We start from the raw sequence: 16,189 nt of genomic DNA, 5'->3' as shown, positions 1-16,189 counted from the left end.
GGAACCACCCATGACTCCCGAAGAGATCCCTGCCACCGTGCGCTTTCCGCACCGCTCCCGGCGCGGCGTCCTCCTCGGCCTCGCCTGGCCCCAGCTCATCGTCGCCGCCACCATCGGGGTCCTGCTCCTGGCCACCATGCTCACCCTCGGCCTGCTCGCAGCCCTCAAGCTGATCCCCCTATGGGGACTACTGGCCGCACTCGTGATCGTCCGATACCGAGGCCGATCCCTCGCCGAATGGGCGCCCATCGCCGGCCGTTACGCCCGCCGCCGTGCCCGCGGCCAACTCGTCTGGCTCGCCCGCCCCGCCTCACGGCCGCGCCGAGACGGCGTCCTGCACCTGCCGGGGACCGCCGCGTCGGCGCGTGTGGTTACTGCCGCCAACGGCGAACTCGCAGCGGTCCACGACCCGCATGCGGCCACGTTGACCGCCGTCGTCCGCGTCGCCTCACGCGCCTTCGCTCTCCTGGACCCGGCGACGCAGAACCACAACGTGCACGGCTGGGGCCGAGTGCTGGCGTCGATGGCGCGGACCGGGCAGGTTGCCAGGGTCCAGGTCCTGGAGCGCACCGTGCCCTCCAGCGGTGACGCCGTCCAGCGGTACTGGGCCGAGAACGGCAACCCGGACGCGCCCTTCGCGGCTGACATCTACACCGACCTGCTCACCGCCGCAGGCCCGGCGGCGGCACCCCACGAGGCGTACGTGGCCATCGCGCTGGACCTCACCGCGGCCCGTCGCCTGATCAACCAGGCCGGAGGTGGCCTCACCGGCGCCTTTGCCGTCCTCGCCCAGCTGACCGCCACCTTCGACCAGGCCGCACGACCGGCGGGCGTCGTACCGAACGGATGGCTAACCGCCCAGGAGATCGCCGCCGTCGTACGCACCGCCTACGACCCCGCGTCCCTGACCGCGCTGGACCGCTGGTCCGACGAGGGCCGCGCCCAGGCCGAACCGGCGGCGGCCGGACCGGTGGTTGTCGTCGAGGAGGCGGATCGCATCCGCACCGACACCGCCCACCACGCCACGTTCTGGATCGAGAACTGGCCGCGCACCGAAACCCACTCGGGATTCCTCCACCAGCTGCTGTTCACCTCGGGAGTCCGCCGCACCCTCTCCCTCGTCTACACCCCACAGGGCCTGGAATCGGCGCTGCGCGACGTCCAGCGCCGCAAGGCAACGGTGATCGCCGACGCCAACGAACGCATCCGCAAGGGCCAAGTCGACAGCGAATCCGACAGCGTCGAGTACGCCGACATCAAGCAGCGCGAACGCGAACTCATCGCCGGCCACGCCGACGTCGCCCTGACCGGACTGGTCACCGTCAGCGCCGAGACCGGCAAGGACCTCGACGCCGCCTGCGCACAGATCGAAACCGCCGCCGTCGCGGCCTTGGTCGACCTGCGCCGCCTGACCTGGCAACAAAGCGAAGCGTTCACAACCGCTGCCCTGCCGATCGCCCGCGCCGCCTGACGCGCCGTCACCCACCCCACCGCGAAAGACGGACGCCATGCCCCGCATCCCGGAACAGCCGCACGCACCGGACTCGAACTTCCTCCTGTTCGCCGCGATCGCCCTCGACTGCCACCGCACCATCGACCTACCGAGCCTCACCGGCGCCGCCACCCGCGACGAACTCGACGACCTGCACGGCCACTTGATCGCACTGCACCACCTGATCGACGCCCATACCACCCGCACCACGCCGATCGCCGACGCCGAGGGCGACCACCTCAAGGCCGCCCGCACCCACCTGTGGCAAGCCGCCGAACAACTCCACCACGCCTACCACCACGCGCCCCACACCGACGGTGCCACACCCGACCGCGACGTCTGCCGCCGCGGCACCCCCGAAGGCGCACCGGAACTCACCGTGTGCCAACGCCACATCGCGGCCCTGACCCGAGTCCGCCGCCACGCCACACCCGCCGACCTGCGCAAGAGCGCACCGGGACCGGCCCACCACACGAAGGAGAAGTAGAGGTGAGCCTCCGTCGCGCCAGCGCCAGCCCCCTGTTCACCCCCACCGCAGCCCCGCGTGCCGAACGCAAGGCCGCCCGAGCCCAACTCGACCGCGCCCAGGGCCGGGCCCGCCTCGCCGGGCGCCGCGACCGCCGACGCGGCGCGTCCGGTGTCGATCCCGACGTTGCGCCGTTGTACCCGTCCGCCGGACGCCCCGGGCCTGCCTCGGCACGCGGCGGCAGACTTCGGCTCCCGGCGCACCGCATGACCACCGCGATCGCCAGTGGCGCCTACCCCTTCCTCGCCGAGGGCGGCCTGGGCGCCAACGGCCTCTATATCGGCCGCGACGTCCATGCCGAAGCCGCCTTCACCTACGACCCGTTCACTCTTTACGGGAAGCTCGACGGCTTCACCAATCCCAACGTGTTGCTCGCCGGCGTGATCGGTATGGGCAAGTCGGCGCTGGCCAAGTCCTTGGCGGTGCGGGCGATCGCCCACGGCTACCGCATCTACGTACCCTGCGACCCCAAGGGCGAGTGGACCACCGTCAGCCGCGCCCTGGGCGGGGACACGATCGCACTGGGCCCCGGTCTCCCCGGCAGGCTCAACCCCCTGGACGCACCCGCCCGACCGGACGGGGTCGACGAACGGGACTGGTCGACGGAGATTCGCAAGCGTCGCCTTCTTCTCCTCGGCTCGTTGGCGCGCACGGTCCTGCGGCGCGACCTGCTGCCGATGGAACACACCGGCCTCGACGTCGCCCTCGACCGCGCCGTTGCCGTCGCCGCCGACGAGAATCGCCCCCCGCTCCTCGGCGACGTGGCCCACATCATGGGCAACCCCACCGCCCTCGACACCGCCTTCGGCGAACCCGCCGGCCACCTCGGCGCCGCAGCCCGGGACCTCGCCCACGCGCTGCGAAGGTTGGTGGCGGGCGACCTGGCCGGGATGTTCGACGCGGAGTCGACGGTCCGATTCGACGCCAGGGCGCCGATGTTGAGCATCGACCTCTCCCGCCTGGGTGCGGGAGGCGACGACACGGGCCTGGTCCTGGCCATGACCTGTGCGTCCGCCTGGATGGAATCGGCTCTCGCCGATCCCAACGGCGGCCGACGGTGGGTGATCTACGACGAAGCCTGGCGCGTGATGCGCCACGTCCCGCTGCTTGAGCGCATGCAGTCCCAGTGGAAACTCTCCCGCGGACTCGGCATCGCGAACCTCATGGTGATCCACCGCCTCAGCGACCTGATGAGCGCCGGCGACGCCGGATCCCGCGGACGAGCCCTCGCCGAGGGCCTGCTCGCCGACTGCAGCACACGCATCATCTACCGCCAGGAACCCGATCAACTCGCCACAGCTGCCGGGCTCTTGGGACTGACCGGCGTGGAGACGCAGGCGGTCGCGGCCCTTACCAAGGGCCGCGGCCTGTGGAAGGTCGCCGGCCGGTCCTTCATCGTCCAACACCTCCTGCACCCCTTCGAGCTCGACCTCTTCGACACCGACGCCCGCATGCACCGGAGAGCCGCCGAGTTCACCGGCGCCGAGGGCTTCTCAACAGCCCATACCGCCGATCCCGCGAGCCCACGCGGTAAAGCCGTGAGGTCATGAGCGGCCCCCGCCGCATCGGGTTCGCCTCCCCCGAAGAGGAGGCCGCAGCCCAGGACATCGACCTTGCGAAGAGGTTCCGGGCCATCGGCGCCGCCGCCGCAGACCGGATCCCCATCCCCTTCCACATCGGCGGATACAACCTGGACCGCGCATCGATGATCGAACTCGGGGAGGAGCTATGGGGCGCCGACGAGATGCGCGAGGCCCTTGCCACCACCCCGGGCCAGAAGCTGAACCTGTGCCTGCGCCGCGACGGCGACATCCTGCTGGTCCGGCACCCGACCGATCCCGACATCTTCCTCGCCGCGTGCCTGGCCCCCACGCACGTCAACCTCGACCACGACTGGACCCGCGACCCCCACGCCCCGGCCGTGCTCCACGTCCCCGCAGACCCCCACCGCGCCGTCGAAGCCATCGCGGCGACCCTGCTGCCCCGGCAGCAGGCTGCCGTCACCGCGCTGCGTCAGTCCGCCGTCGCGGGAGGTACCGAAGTCGTCGTCGGTGTCGGACGGACCTGGAGGCACGCCGGCCAACTCACCGCCCACGTCACCGACACGGCCCACTGGGGAACCGTCAACGACCTCGAATACCACGGGCTCACGCGCACCGACCACTGCGTCTACACCCGCGCCGACTGGGACCAGCAGCAGGCCGAACACCTCGTCGAACACCTCCAGCACGCCGGTATCCGCGTACGCCGAGGACCCGACTTTCCCGCGCCGGCCGGCGCCGCGCGCAAAAGCGGCGCGACCTCGGCGACCACCGTGACCACCGCGCCCGGCCCACCGGCGCCGAGCCCGCCGCGCCCTCCCGGCACCCCACCCGTGCGCCCCACGCCCCGCCGCCGCTGACTCGCGCCGCACATTCGCGAAGTTCGTAATTCCGTCTCACCGACCACCAAGGAAGACCTGTGCCCGAGGTTTACCCGAGCATCGGCGAAGCCGTCGGCGCCGCGATGCAGCACAACATCCGGCTCGCCCACGGCTCCCGGTCGTCTGCCGATTCGAGCTCCACCCCAGGTATGACCGACCACGTCACGGAAACGGCCACTCAACCGACCCCGGAGCCACCAGGACACGTTCGTCCGACCCTCTCGATCGGCATCCACCCCCGCTTCGGGATCGTCGCCCTGACCACCGACGACACCCCAACCCTGGCCGTTCGCCTGCTTGCCGTCGCCGGCTTCGACGCGACGGGGACCGGCATCCACGTCCTTGACGCCACCGACGACGAGGTCGACGACCTGCTCCACGCCCACAACGTCGTCACCGTCCTGCGCGACGCCGGCGTCCCCGTGCGCTCCGACCTGCCACCCGCATCGACCACCACCACCGTCGCGCGCGCCGCGACGCCAGCAGTCGCGAGCCGACCGCAGACTCCACCGGCGCCTTTCACCGGCAGCCCGCGCCCCGCCCGGCACCGCTGACATCGCACCACCCCAGGAGCCGAACCATGGCCACCACCCCCGACATCGTCATCGGCGACCACCCCACCCTCGGCGTCGTCGCCAACAACCACTCCAACCAGCCCGCCGCCAAACAACTCCTCAACCGCCTCGGCTTCGAACGCACCGCGGACAAGGGCCTCTACACCCTCACCGCGAGCAACCGACCCGCCGCCGACCGCGCCGCCCAAGCGGTCGCGATCCTGCGCGCCGCACGCTTCGAGGTCCAGACCGACCTCGCCTACGAACCCGAACCCGGCACGCTGCGGGCCGCATCCAACTCGCAGCCCACACGGGCCACTCCGACGCGAGAGGAACCGGACGTCGCTTTCGGCAAGCACCCCACCAAGGGGATTGTCGCCGCCGTCTCGGACGACCGTCCCTACGCCCGGATGGTCCTGCGTGTAGCCGGCTTCAGGCACGACCCCGACCTGGACGTGTACACCCTGCCCACCGGTACGGATCATGCCGCCGCAAGTGACATCGTCCGCAACGCTCGCCAGGTGATGACCGCCACCGGATCCACGGTCCACGTCGTACCAGGCACTTTGAGCACCGAAACGACCACGCCGGCAACGGAGTCCGCATCGACCAAAAGCACGTGGACACCAAAGCCGTCCGTCCTCGACGAACCCCCTGAGACTGTCGATGAACTCGACGGACCCACCGGCGCTCAGGCGCTGCTGGAGGCCATCCGGCGACTGATCCAAGCCGCCGCCGCATGGTGCACGACCCGCGCTACCGTCGCCGGTGCCCACGTGGCCAACCGACTCACGGACGCGGCCCAGGCGTTGATTCGCGTCGAAGCCGCCCTCGACAAGGCGAGCGAGCGCCTTCGCACAGATCGCCCTCGCATCACGACGACCACGACCACCGCACGGAACCCGACCACGGACCCGAGGTTCGTCGCGCCGTTGGAGGCCGAGGCCGGCGCCGCCGAAATCGGCACGGCCCTGGACCGAGTCACCGATGACGCCGGTGCCCTGACCGCGGTGCACCAACTCGTCGAGCAGGCCGCCCGTCGATGCGCTGAACTCCCCGGCGACATGGGCGTCGAACTCTCTGCGCAACTGCGCGAGGCAGGCCGAACCCTCGATCGGGTCGGAGGCGCCCTGATCCACGTCAGCGACCACCTCGCCGACATGCCCCGACGTCCCGTCGACACAGCCACGACCGCCCGCGCTGCGGCGGCCCGCTCGGCCGCGAAGCAGCCCACCCCACCGACCAGCCGCACACCCGTCGTTGCCCACTCGACATGGACCGCCCCCATGCCCGGTCGACGTACGCGCTGACCGCAGGGCTACCCGGTGACGTGGTCACGTCACCGCCCACCCCAACGACCCGGAGGAGTCATGCCCGTGCAGACCATTTGGACCGTCGACCACGTCTGCGGCCACAGCGCCGAGAAGGACCTCTCCCACAAGCCCGCGGACGAACGCAGCGGATTCGCGCGCTGGCTCGCGACCCGGGACTGCAGCGACTGCTGGCGCGCGAGCCGGGCCGGTGACGACGCCGGCAGAGCCACCTGGCTCAAGCAGCGCCGCGCCGCCGAGCAGGAGACCGCCGACGCGTGGTCGCAGCAGTACGCGATGCCCCTATTGGAAGGCACCGAGCGGGCAGTCGCCTGGGGCACTCGCTGCCGGTACGACCTCGTCTCGGCCGCTTATGCCGCCCTGGTAGTCGAGGGTGACCTCGGCGAGGAGGAGTGGCAGACCATCGAGGAGACGGCCAGAACGATCACTCGCGCGGGATGGTGGATCGACCAGCGCGACAACGTCCCAAGCGACCTCCCCGAACTACTCGAAGCTGCCACGGAAAGGGATCGCCTGAGCGAAAACCCCTTCCAGTGACCGGCGAAGCCGAAAAGGCACAGCCCGAGCCATACGACCGCATCGAGCCCCCGGGTTGTATCCCGGCCGACCCCGAGTCGGCAGGGTCCGCATGGTACGTCGCCACTCGAAGGCCACGTCTGGCCTGGGCCGTGGATCTGCCCACGCGCGACAGGTGGGATCACCCCGGCCGCGCGACGATAGCCCGAGACGAGGCCGCGGCCCACCACCGGCGATACCTCGCGTCCGTACTGTGGAACAGCCCGACCGAGCATTTGTACGTGGCAAACCACACGCACCATTCGACGCTGACCGACGCGATCGGTTGGCTGATCGAATCCTGCCCCGACATCGACGTCACCCGAGTGGTTACGCACATCGCACGAGCACTCTCCAGCCGAGCCACCGCGTCCGCGACCCCGACCGCGCACACCGTCGCTACGACGAGCGCGCAAGCAGGTAGGAGGCGCACGTGAATTCCACACCCATCCCCGGGGCAGGGTCGCTGCTGCCCGCAATGTCGACCGTGAGTGACACCCGAACCTTGCTCGAACTCCTCACCAGACGGCGCGAATCCGGTGTCCGGCCGGTGGCTGTTCTGCACGATGCCGCGACCACCACCGAGGGAGACACCGTCCCGTGGTGCGGTCACTCCCTGGACCGCCTCGCCCGAGGCATCGACCTCCCCGCGATCCTGCACCGACAAGGCGTTCCGCCGGACGAGGCCGTTCCCGACATGACCTGGTACTGCGGCCTGCGCGGCTACGCCGGAGGATCGTGGCCCCGAGACCGCGAATGGGACGCCATCGCCCGACGGGTCCTGGGCGCCGCCGGTCTCATCGGTGGCGAGGGCCGCGACTGTCCCTGGGTCCTGCTGCGCGACACCTACGACAACGTGCACCTGGTCGCCTCCACCGCCGCAGTCATGGAAGCGCCCCGACAGGTCGACCAGGCGCGGGTCCTTGCCGAATGCCGGACGATCGGAAACATCCTGGCCGCTCTGGACATCGCGGATCCCGAACCACCCCTCGAACGTGGCGTCGCCCACATCGGCACCCACCCGGAAGGTGTGGCCACGCTCGCATACCGCGACGAGAGCATCGCCGAGATCCTGCGCGACCTCGACTGGATTCCCGCCCCCAGATATCAGGCCAACTGGCATCGGACTCCGTTCGGCGCCGATGCGACCGAGGTAGTCGACCTCGCCCGCGATGTCCGTTCCCGGCTGGTCGCCGCTGGCTGGATCGTGAGGGCGGACCCCGCCCTGGGACTCATTCGGTCTCCGCGAGCCCAGGGTCGACTGGCTCGCCCCTTGCCCGGCACCACGCGAAAACACGCGGTTACGCCCGCGTCGCCTCGCCGGATTCCTTCGACCACGGGCACCGTGGCCTACGCCGACTCTGCTGCGGCTGGCTCTCGACCTCGCCGGGCACGCTGAAGCCACCCGGGCCACAGCACCACCGCCCGAGCTTCACCCTCCTCCCGGCACCAGCCCGATTGAAGGCACCGGCTCTGCGTGAGACAGCCGCGTGTCGATCACCCATGCCCCAAGGAGCCACCCACTTTGCCTCCGCGCGCATCCACACCCTCGAACACCCCCGGCACCGACGCCGCGCTCTACGCCATGCTCGGTGCCGCCGCCCTTGCCGCCGGCGGCGGAACCCTCGCCTGGCTGACCGCCAACACCGTGAACGCTTTCATGGGGGAGGGGGAGTGGGCACCATACGAGCCGATATCGGCGCTGCTTCACCCCGACCGAATATGGCCCGCGCTCCCGCACCCGGTCCTGACCATCACGTGTTACCTCGTTCCGGCGCTCGTCCTCGCCATCGCGGCCGTGCTGGGTCTCAAGATCAGGGCCCGATTCAAAGGCCACAGCGCAGGGTTGGCCGGTCGGCGCGAACTGGAGATCCTGCTGCCGAAGGAAATGACCACCAGAGCCCAGTCGTTGCGGCCGTCACTGAAGAACGCAACGGCCAAGGGCATCAACCCCGACGACTGCGGCATCCTCCTGGGCACCCTCGCACCGGGCTCCCACGAGGTGCGTTCCTCCTGGGAGGACGTCCTCCTGGCGATCATGGCCCCGCGCTCGGGCAAGACCAGCGGTCTCGCCATCCCCGCCGTCCTGGCCGCCCCCGGCCCCGTGCTGCTGACGTCCAACAAGGCGGCGAACGACGCCTACACCGCCTGTATCGACGCTCGTTCGCGACTGGGAACGGTGTGGACGCTCGACCCGCAGCAGATCGCGCACGCCCGGCAGGAGATGTGGTGGGACATCCTCGGCGAAGCCGACGACCTCGCCGGAGCCCGACGACTGGCCGGTCACTTCGTGTCCGCCTCGGTGGACGAGGGCAACCAGGGCGACTTCTGGAGCACCGCCGCCGCCAACACGCTCACCGCCCTGTTCCTGGCCGCGGCCAAGGACAAGCGACCCATCACCGACGTCCTGGCATGGCTCGCCTCACCCGCCGACCGCACCCCGGTCGACCTCCTCCAGGACCACCACCTCGACGCGGTCGCCGCCCAACTGCAGGGCACCGTGTCCGGAGCGGTCGAGACCCGCGACGGCATCTACGAGACGGCAAGGCAGTACGCCGCCTGCCTCCTGGACCCCCGCATCGCCGCCTGGGTCACCCCCACCCGCGGCCTGGCCCAGTTCCGCCCCGAACACTTCGCCACCAGCACCGACAGCCTGTTCCTGCTCAGCAAGGACGGCGGAGGCTCCGCCGGAGCGATCATCGCCGCAGCCGCAGACGCCGTCATGCGCGCAGCCGTCGCCCAAGCCGAACGCGCCGGAGGTCGCCTGGACCCGCCGATGCTCGCGATCCTCGACGAGGCCGCGAACGTCTGCAAGATCTCGGACCTGCCCGACCTGTACTCCCACCTCGGATCGCGCGGCGTCATCCCGATCACGATCCTTCAGAGCTACCGCCAGGGCGTACGCGTCTGGGGCGAATCCGGCATGGACTCCCTGTGGAGCGCTGCCACCATCAAGATGATCGGCAGCGGCATCGACGACGCCGATTTCGCGGACAAGCTCAGCAGACTCGTCGGCGACCACGACGTACAAACGGTGTCCCACTCCACGAGCGAATCCGGACGCTCCACCAGCACCAGCATGCGCCAGGAACGCATCCTCCCCGCCGACGCGATCCGAGCCCTCCCCAAGGGCAAGGCCCTCCTCATGGCCACCGGCATCCGAGCCGGCCTCCTCGACCTCAAACCCTGGTACAGGGAGCCCTCGGCGAAGGCGATCGGCGCCGACTCCGCCCGCGCCACCGCACAGATCACCGAACGCGCCGTCGCCAAGTACACCGCGCTGCTCCGTGACGACCTCGGGCGGGCCGCATGACCTGCGCAGGCACGTCGGGACGGACCCCCGACACTCGCACGGGTGAGCCGAGGTATCGCGTGCTCAGCCTCGGTGCCGGAGTGCAGAGCACCACCTGCCTGCTCCTCGCCGCGGAGGGCCATCTCCCGAAACTGGACTTCGCGATTTTCGCCGACACCGGATGGGAGCCCAAGTCGGTGTATTCCCACCTGGATCGCATCGAACGGGAAATCGCAGTACCCGCCGGCATTCCGATCCTGCGCGTATCGTCGGGGAACATCAGAGCCGACGCACTCGACCCCGGTCATCGATTCGCGTCCATGCCACTCCACATCAAGAACGCGAACGGCGAACACGGCCTGACACGGCGTCAGTGCACCTCGGAATACAAGCTGAAGCCGATCAAGCAGCAGGTCAGAAGACTCCTCGGCTACCCCCATCCGATCCGCGTGCCGCCCGGAGTATTCGTGGAACAGTGGATCGGGATATCGGTCGACGAGGTTCATCGCGCCAAGGACTCCGGAATCGGCTACATGCGCAACCGGCATCCACTCCTGGATCTGGGATACACCCGCGCGGACTGCCAAAGACTCCTCCGCGCACGAGGATTCGGACAGACCCCGAAATCGGCATGCCTGGGCTGCCCGTTCCACGGCAACCAGCAGTGGAGAGCCCTGCGGGACGAATCCCCCGACGAATGGCGAGACGTCGTGGAATTCGACGCGGCCATCCGCTCGGGCAACGCCCGGGCGACCGCCGAGGGCAGCCCGCTCCTCGGCGAGGCGTATCTGCACCGCAGCCTCCTGCCACTGTCGATCGCTCCGATCGACCGGGTCACCTCGCACGAGTGGAGATCCCGCCAGGTCGACGTGTTCGACGCGGTCGCCGACGCGGAGATGGAACTCGGCGACCAGGATGGCTGCTCCCCGTGGTCATGCCGCTCCGGGGCCCCGGTTCGTGAAGACCTCGGTTTGGCGGCCTGATGATCCTCGACCTCTTCGCCGGGCCCGGGGGATGGTCCCAAGGCCTACGGGACCTCGGCGCCCTCGACTTCGGCCTGGAATGGGACCCAGCGGCCTGCGCCACCCGCCTGGCCGCAGGACACGGCACCCTGCGCGTCGACGTCGCCGCCCAGCCGACCGGACCATTCCTGGGCTGGGTCGACGGAGTGATCGCCAGCCCGCCCTGCCAGGCATGGAGCACCGCCGGCAAACGCCTCGGCCTGCTCGACCAACCCCTGGTTCACCACGCCGTCGCCGACCTTGCCCGCGGCATTGACGAACGCGAACACCTCCTGACCGCCTGCCGCGACCCCAGATCCCTGCTCGCCGCCGAGCCCATGCGCTACCTCCACGCCCTCCACATCCACTCTGGTCAACCCCGGTGGGTGTGCATGGAGGAAGTCCCCGACGTATTGCCGCTGTGGAAGCAGTACGCCCAAATCCTGCGCGGCTGGGGCTTCTCGGTGTGGACCGGATTGCTGAACGCCGCGGACTACGGGGTGCCCCAGACCAGAAGACGCGCCATCCTCATCGCCTCCCGCACCCGCACCGCCACGCCACCTCAACCCACCCATGCCGAACACGCCGAACCCGTCGGGTTGTTCGGTCCGGGACGCGACCGCTGGCTTTCGATGGCCGAGGCGCTGGGCTGGGAATGGCCCGGGACCGTCAACACCCAAGGCGCACGCCGCCCCGGCGCGGGAGGCAATGAATTCGGATCCGAGCAGCCCTCGTGGGCTCTCACCGGCAGCGCCCGCAGCTGGGTATTGCGCTCGAACAGCCAGGCCCACGCCGCGGTCCGCGCTCTCGACCAACCCGCACCGACGATGTTCTTCGGACACCGTGCCAACGAGGCCCGCTGGGAGTCAGCTTCCGAGATTCCGCCACGTACGCCCGCGATCGCGAAGACGAAGACTCCCGAACTACGTCTGACCGTGGCCCAGGCCGGGACGCTCCAATCGTTCGCGCCCGACTACCCGTGGCAGGGGGGTCGCAGCCGCCAGTTCTCCCAGATCGGCAACGCGGTCCCACCACTCATGGCTCGCCACCTTTTGGCCCCGCACATATGCCCGACGCGTGAGGACTTCGACCTCGCGGCATAGCGCGAACCCTTCACCGGCTCGTGGACAACGTCTGTCGTCCTGGCGCGAGCATCACCGAGCCCCCGAGAACCCGTGCCACTCCTTCTCAAGCACCGGGCAGCTCGCGCACCCGCCGATTCCTCCGATCGAACCTCACAGCCCAGCAACAGGGGAGCCCCGCACCAAATGTTCGCCCACATCACCGCCCGACACGCCGCCGAAGCCCTCCACGCCGCCAACCCATGGTCGGCGCCGAGCATCGTCCACGACAGCGTCCAGACTTCCTGGGCGCTCGCCGATCACCCCCGTGACCGCCTCGTCCAGGACCTCGCCGAGCCCGCCGCGAAGCACGACCGCGTCCACGGAACGAACACCGAGGACACCGGCGTCTGGCACATCGCCATCGGCGGCATCACCGACATCGCGGACCTCGACGACGGCGAGTGTGCCGCGATCACCCACGACGTCGCGGCTGCCGCAGGGTTCCACGACGGCGCCCGCCCCACCACACGCTGGGTAGCGGCGCGTTCCCGCCAGGACCACACCCTCCACCTGATCGCTTCCACGGTCGGCAACAACGACGAACCGCTACGTGTCGAAACGGAACACGTCCACCACGTCTGCCGCGAGATCGAGACCCGCATCCACGACCAGAACCACGCTCCGTTGGAGCACATCGGCGCCGACGACCTCGACCACGAAGCCGTCGTCATCCGCGACAACCCTGAATTGGGCATCGCCCACACGCTTGGCGCCGACAACCTCGCCGAACTCATCCTGAGCAAAACCGGGTTCCGCTCCGCCGATCTCGGCGCCGGCTTCCGGGCATGGCGCACCCCCTACGGCGCCGGACCCGAGCAACGCGCCCACATCGCCAGCACGGCCCTCGACCTCTTGAGCGCCGTCGGCTACCGCGTCAGCATTCAAACGTCCCTCCTTACCAATCCGCGCCCCGACCACGACATCGGCCGTGCTGAACGCCGCATCGCCGATCTCACCGAGCAACTCGACTTCTGCTTCGACGCCGACGACGTTGCGGAGGCCACCACGGAAATCGACGCCACCCTCCGCCGGACCACGGAATTCACCCGAGCGCTGAGTGCGTGGAGCGATCAACGCCTCGACGACGGCGCCTACAGCGCGCGTCTCGCCGAGGCCGCAACCCTGCTCGACCGAGCCGCCGCCATTATCAAGCGCGACCCCGCCGAAGCCCCCGCCCGAGCCACATGGTCACCCGAGCCGCGACCACGAGCACCACCGCCAGGCCCGGCCCGGCCACCACACCCGCGGCATCAGCGCCGCTGCCCGCCGGCGAGCCTCCGCTCCGCCGCACCCGCTGACCCGCTCCGCTCCCGGCCCGGGCGCCACTCCGAGGAGGCGACGTGCACCCCCACCTATACGCGGAACAAGCGCTCCTGGGCGCGCTGTTGCTGGAGCCGACCCGTGTGGAGGAGGTACGCGGGCGACTGCTGCCCGAGCACATGTATCGGCCCGCACACACCGCCCTGTACCGCGCGCTGCTTGAACACCCCGCCCCACCGGACGCCACCGCCACCATGGCAACGCGCGTGCTCGCCCTGGTGGCCGCGGCCGGAGAACACGCCGCAGGCATCACACCCGTCTACGCCCACACCCTCATGGCCGCGTGCCCCTACCCGCGCAACGCGGTTCTGTACGCGCGCATGATCGTCGAAGCCGCCGACCACCGCACCATCGCCCAACACGCCACCCGACTCGGCCAGGTCGCCGTCGCCGACCAGGCCCGCGACGGACTCGCCGACACCCTCACCCACCACCAGGCCCTCCACGCCGCCCTCGACGAACTCGCCCACCGCTGGGGCGAACCCCACGGCACCACCCCACCCGCCCCCGTGGTTTTGCCACCCACGACTCCGTGTCCGCGCGACCTCACCGAGGAACAGGCCTTGATCGCAGCCCTCGTCGCCGACCCCACCCCCCTGTCCCGGATCGGCCACTGGTTGCGACCCGACGACTTCGCCGACCACGCCCACCGCGCCCTGTATCAAAGCATCGCCGGCCTCGCCCACCGCGGCGAGACGATCGACCCCCTCACCGTCCTGTGGGAGGCCCAACGCCGCGGACATCTCGCCGACGGCACCCTCACCCCCGAACTCACCCTGACCATCACCGCATACGGCACCGGCGGCAGCACCGACTACCACGCCCGACGCGTCCTGCGCGCCGCCCTCCTCCGAACCGCCGCGGCCACCGCGCACACCGCCCGCACCCATGCCAACAACCCGACGCTGCCGATCCGCCACCTCCTCGCCGTAACACGCCTGGCTATGGGCCCACTCGACGAGATCCGGAGACGCTGGCACACAGCCCTCGGAGAACCCACGTACTCAACCCGAGGCGAGACGGCTGGGCCTGTGAACGACGCGACTGTGGGCGCCGCACGATCACGGACCACCGCGTTCCGTGCCCCCGGTATGTCAGAGCCGACGCCAGAGCGGGCGGCAAACGTGCCTGCCAGACGAGCCGCTCCCAATCCTCCAACATCGTTTCGGTAGCTGAGCAGGTCAGGAGCGGGTGCGAAAGGCCTTCGTTGAGGCGCCAACACGTACTGCGTTATCGCGTAAGGTAATTGGTCCGCACCCACCCTGGCTGGACTCGTCAGCTACGGACTGTGCGTGTATGCGGTGACATTCCAGCTCCGGGGGGTTTTGGACCATGCTCGATCCCGCAACCATGGCGATAGTGACGGGTGCTGCCGGCACCCTGGTGGCCTCGATGGTGTCCGGGGGAAGCCGTGCGGCCCGAGCCGGACTCGTACGGCTGTTCCGCCACGACACACCCCAAGCGCAGCGAGATGCGATCGCCACACATGACAACGACGAGCGAATCCTCATTGACTTGGCCTGTGCCGCAGAAGCCGACGCGACGTTCGGCCCCGAGCTGGCCTTGATGCGGGAGCGGATCACGCAGGCGTGGGTCAGTCGTCTGCACGACCATGTGTCGGCTCACCCGGAAGCATGGAGCGATCTCCAGGCGCTGGCCGAAGCTTCACGCGCAACGAACGTGGGGACGCAACTGAACAGTGGATCGGGGATGTTGGTGAACGGCAACATCTTCGGAGGCGTGCACAACACGTACGGTGCCGAACCGCGATGACGTGTCGGTCGATCCATCGTGCGCCGCGGCTGTTCATCCAAGACCAATCGGCTCCTCAGCTCCACGAACAAAGAGAGGACTTGCAGCCTTCGGATCGCGACCCACAGCTGTTGCGGCGGTGACGGGAGATGTCCGAACCTGTACAGCGCCCGCACGTGCAACGCAACGAGGGCTCAGGGGTTTTCGTCGACGGCTACGTCGACGGTGGCATACACATCCACCATCATCACGCCAACGAGTCTCGTGCGGCGATAGATCGTCCGCCGCCTGGGCCAGCGCCCGGTTCCACCGATGAGGAACAGGAAGTTAGTCAACAAGCCAAGGAACGGCCGCTGCTTCGATTGTTGGCGGCGACTTTCCTTGCTGTCGGTTGCATGACCTCCGTCGTTTTCGCTGTAGTCGGAGTGCAGACCACTGCGGATGCTCCGCCGTCCTTACCGCAGCGCGTGCTCGGCGGGCTTGTTGGTTGCGTCGGCCTGTGGCTTGCCGCGGTGTGTTTACTGGCCCGTGCCGCCCAAGTCTGCTCGGGGATCGCAAATCGGGCCCGTGACGCCGCGGCGAGGATGGACCCTCGCCATCGCCGCGCAACTGCGCTGAGCGCTGGAACGGCTGGCAGGGCCGAAACGTGGACACGCGCGTTGGCCGCCGCCGCTGTACTCATCGCAGCGCCGATCGCGTGGTCACCGTTGGGGCGTGGCGCGGCCACGAGAGCACTCGATGCCGGGGCTCGAATTGCGGACACTGCCCTGGTTTCGTCACCGCCGCAACGACAGGACGGCCCGAAAGGCTGATCCCGCGC

The 16,189-nt window shown here is 69.6% G+C and carries 15 protein-coding genes; 13 read left to right on the top strand and 2 right to left on the bottom strand.

Features of this window, described 5'->3' with window-relative positions; all coding sequences use genetic code 11:
• The first annotated feature begins 10 nt into the window (after nt 1-10).
• The 11 genes from ACFXKZ_RS07305 (at nt 11) to ACFXKZ_RS07255 (ending at nt 12,276) form a co-directional block, all read left to right on the top strand.
• Complete coding sequence (locus ACFXKZ_RS07305) at nt 11-1,471, top strand: SCO6880 family protein (protein ID WP_379997424.1); 1,461 nt, start codon at nt 11-13, stop codon at nt 1,469-1,471.
• A 37-nt stretch (nt 1,472-1,508) separates the two neighbouring features.
• Nucleotides 1,509-1,979 carry a DUF6238 family protein gene (locus ACFXKZ_RS07300; protein WP_379997422.1) on the top strand — a complete coding sequence of 157 codons (471 nt, stop codon included), beginning with the start codon at nt 1,509-1,511 and terminating at the stop codon, nt 1,977-1,979.
• Nucleotides 1,980-1,981: 2 nt separating this feature from the next.
• On the top strand, nt 1,982-3,568 hold the full coding sequence (locus tag ACFXKZ_RS07295) for an ATP-binding protein (RefSeq protein WP_379997420.1): 1,587 nt from the start codon (nt 1,982-1,984) through the stop codon (nt 3,566-3,568).
• Nucleotides 3,565-4,419 carry a hypothetical protein gene (locus tag ACFXKZ_RS07290; protein ID WP_379997418.1) on the top strand — a complete coding sequence of 285 codons (855 nt, stop codon included), beginning with the start codon at nt 3,565-3,567 and terminating at the stop codon, nt 4,417-4,419. Before ACFXKZ_RS07295 ends, ACFXKZ_RS07290 begins: the two co-directional genes overlap by 4 nt.
• A 59-nt stretch (nt 4,420-4,478) precedes the next feature.
• Nucleotides 4,479-4,994, top strand: a complete 516-nt coding sequence (locus ACFXKZ_RS07285; protein ID WP_379997416.1) for a hypothetical protein — start codon at nt 4,479-4,481, stop codon at nt 4,992-4,994.
• 26 nt (nt 4,995-5,020) lie between these two features.
• The gene (locus tag ACFXKZ_RS07280) at nt 5,021-6,304 is read left to right on the top strand and encodes a hypothetical protein (RefSeq protein ID WP_379997414.1); all 1,284 of its coding nucleotides are present in this window, start codon (nt 5,021-5,023) and stop codon (nt 6,302-6,304) included.
• Between the two features lie 60 nt (nt 6,305-6,364).
• On the top strand, nt 6,365-6,862 hold the full coding sequence (locus ACFXKZ_RS07275; RefSeq protein WP_379997412.1) for a hypothetical protein: 498 nt from the start codon (nt 6,365-6,367) through the stop codon (nt 6,860-6,862).
• 505 nt (nt 6,863-7,367) lie between these two features.
• Nucleotides 7,368-8,279, top strand: a complete 912-nt coding sequence (locus ACFXKZ_RS07270) for a hypothetical protein (protein WP_379997410.1) — start codon at nt 7,368-7,370, stop codon at nt 8,277-8,279.
• A gap of 186 nt (nt 8,280-8,465) precedes the next feature.
• The gene (locus ACFXKZ_RS07265) at nt 8,466-10,193 is read left to right on the top strand and encodes a type IV secretory system conjugative DNA transfer family protein (RefSeq protein WP_379998657.1); all 1,728 of its coding nucleotides are present in this window, start codon (nt 8,466-8,468) and stop codon (nt 10,191-10,193) included.
• A gap of 59 nt (nt 10,194-10,252) precedes the next feature.
• Entirely contained in the window at nt 10,253-11,155 is a 903-nt protein-coding gene (locus ACFXKZ_RS07260) for a hypothetical protein (RefSeq protein ID WP_379997408.1), read from the top strand.
• On the top strand, nt 11,155-12,276 hold the full coding sequence (locus tag ACFXKZ_RS07255; protein ID WP_379997406.1) for a DNA cytosine methyltransferase: 1,122 nt from the start codon (nt 11,155-11,157) through the stop codon (nt 12,274-12,276). The genes ACFXKZ_RS07260 and ACFXKZ_RS07255 overlap by 1 nt, the downstream gene beginning before the upstream one ends.
• Before the next feature lie 132 nt (nt 12,277-12,408).
• Here ACFXKZ_RS07255 and ACFXKZ_RS07250 read toward each other — a convergent pair whose 3' ends face one another.
• Both ACFXKZ_RS07250 and ACFXKZ_RS07245 read right to left on the bottom strand, forming a co-directional pair.
• Nucleotides 12,409-12,807 carry a hypothetical protein gene (locus tag ACFXKZ_RS07250; RefSeq protein ID WP_379997404.1) on the bottom strand — a complete coding sequence of 133 codons (399 nt, stop codon included), beginning with the start codon at nt 12,805-12,807 and terminating at the stop codon, nt 12,409-12,411.
• Between the two features lie 36 nt (nt 12,808-12,843).
• Nucleotides 12,844-13,371, bottom strand: a complete 528-nt coding sequence (locus ACFXKZ_RS07245; RefSeq protein WP_379997402.1) for a hypothetical protein — start codon at nt 13,369-13,371, stop codon at nt 12,844-12,846.
• A gap of 266 nt (nt 13,372-13,637) precedes the next feature.
• On the opposite strand from ACFXKZ_RS07245, the gene ACFXKZ_RS07240 reads away from it, so the two are divergent.
• Both ACFXKZ_RS07240 and ACFXKZ_RS07235 read left to right on the top strand, forming a co-directional pair.
• A complete protein-coding gene (locus ACFXKZ_RS07240; RefSeq protein ID WP_379997400.1) occupies nt 13,638-14,789 on the top strand; it encodes a DnaB-like helicase N-terminal domain-containing protein in 1,152 nt (383 codons plus the stop codon).
• Between the two features lie 160 nt (nt 14,790-14,949).
• Nucleotides 14,950-15,390 (top strand): hypothetical protein, encoded by a 441-nt coding sequence (locus ACFXKZ_RS07235; protein ID WP_379997398.1) that lies wholly within the window; start codon nt 14,950-14,952, stop codon nt 15,388-15,390.
• Nucleotides 15,391-16,189 lie beyond the last annotated feature (799 nt).

The sequence above is a fragment of the Embleya sp. NPDC059237 genome, from assembly GCF_042754105.1.
Taxonomy (GTDB): Bacteria; Actinomycetota; Actinomycetes; order Streptomycetales; family Streptomycetaceae; genus Embleya.
The sequence above is the reverse complement of the archived record's forward strand: the minus strand, read 5'-3'. Positions and strand labels throughout refer to the sequence as shown.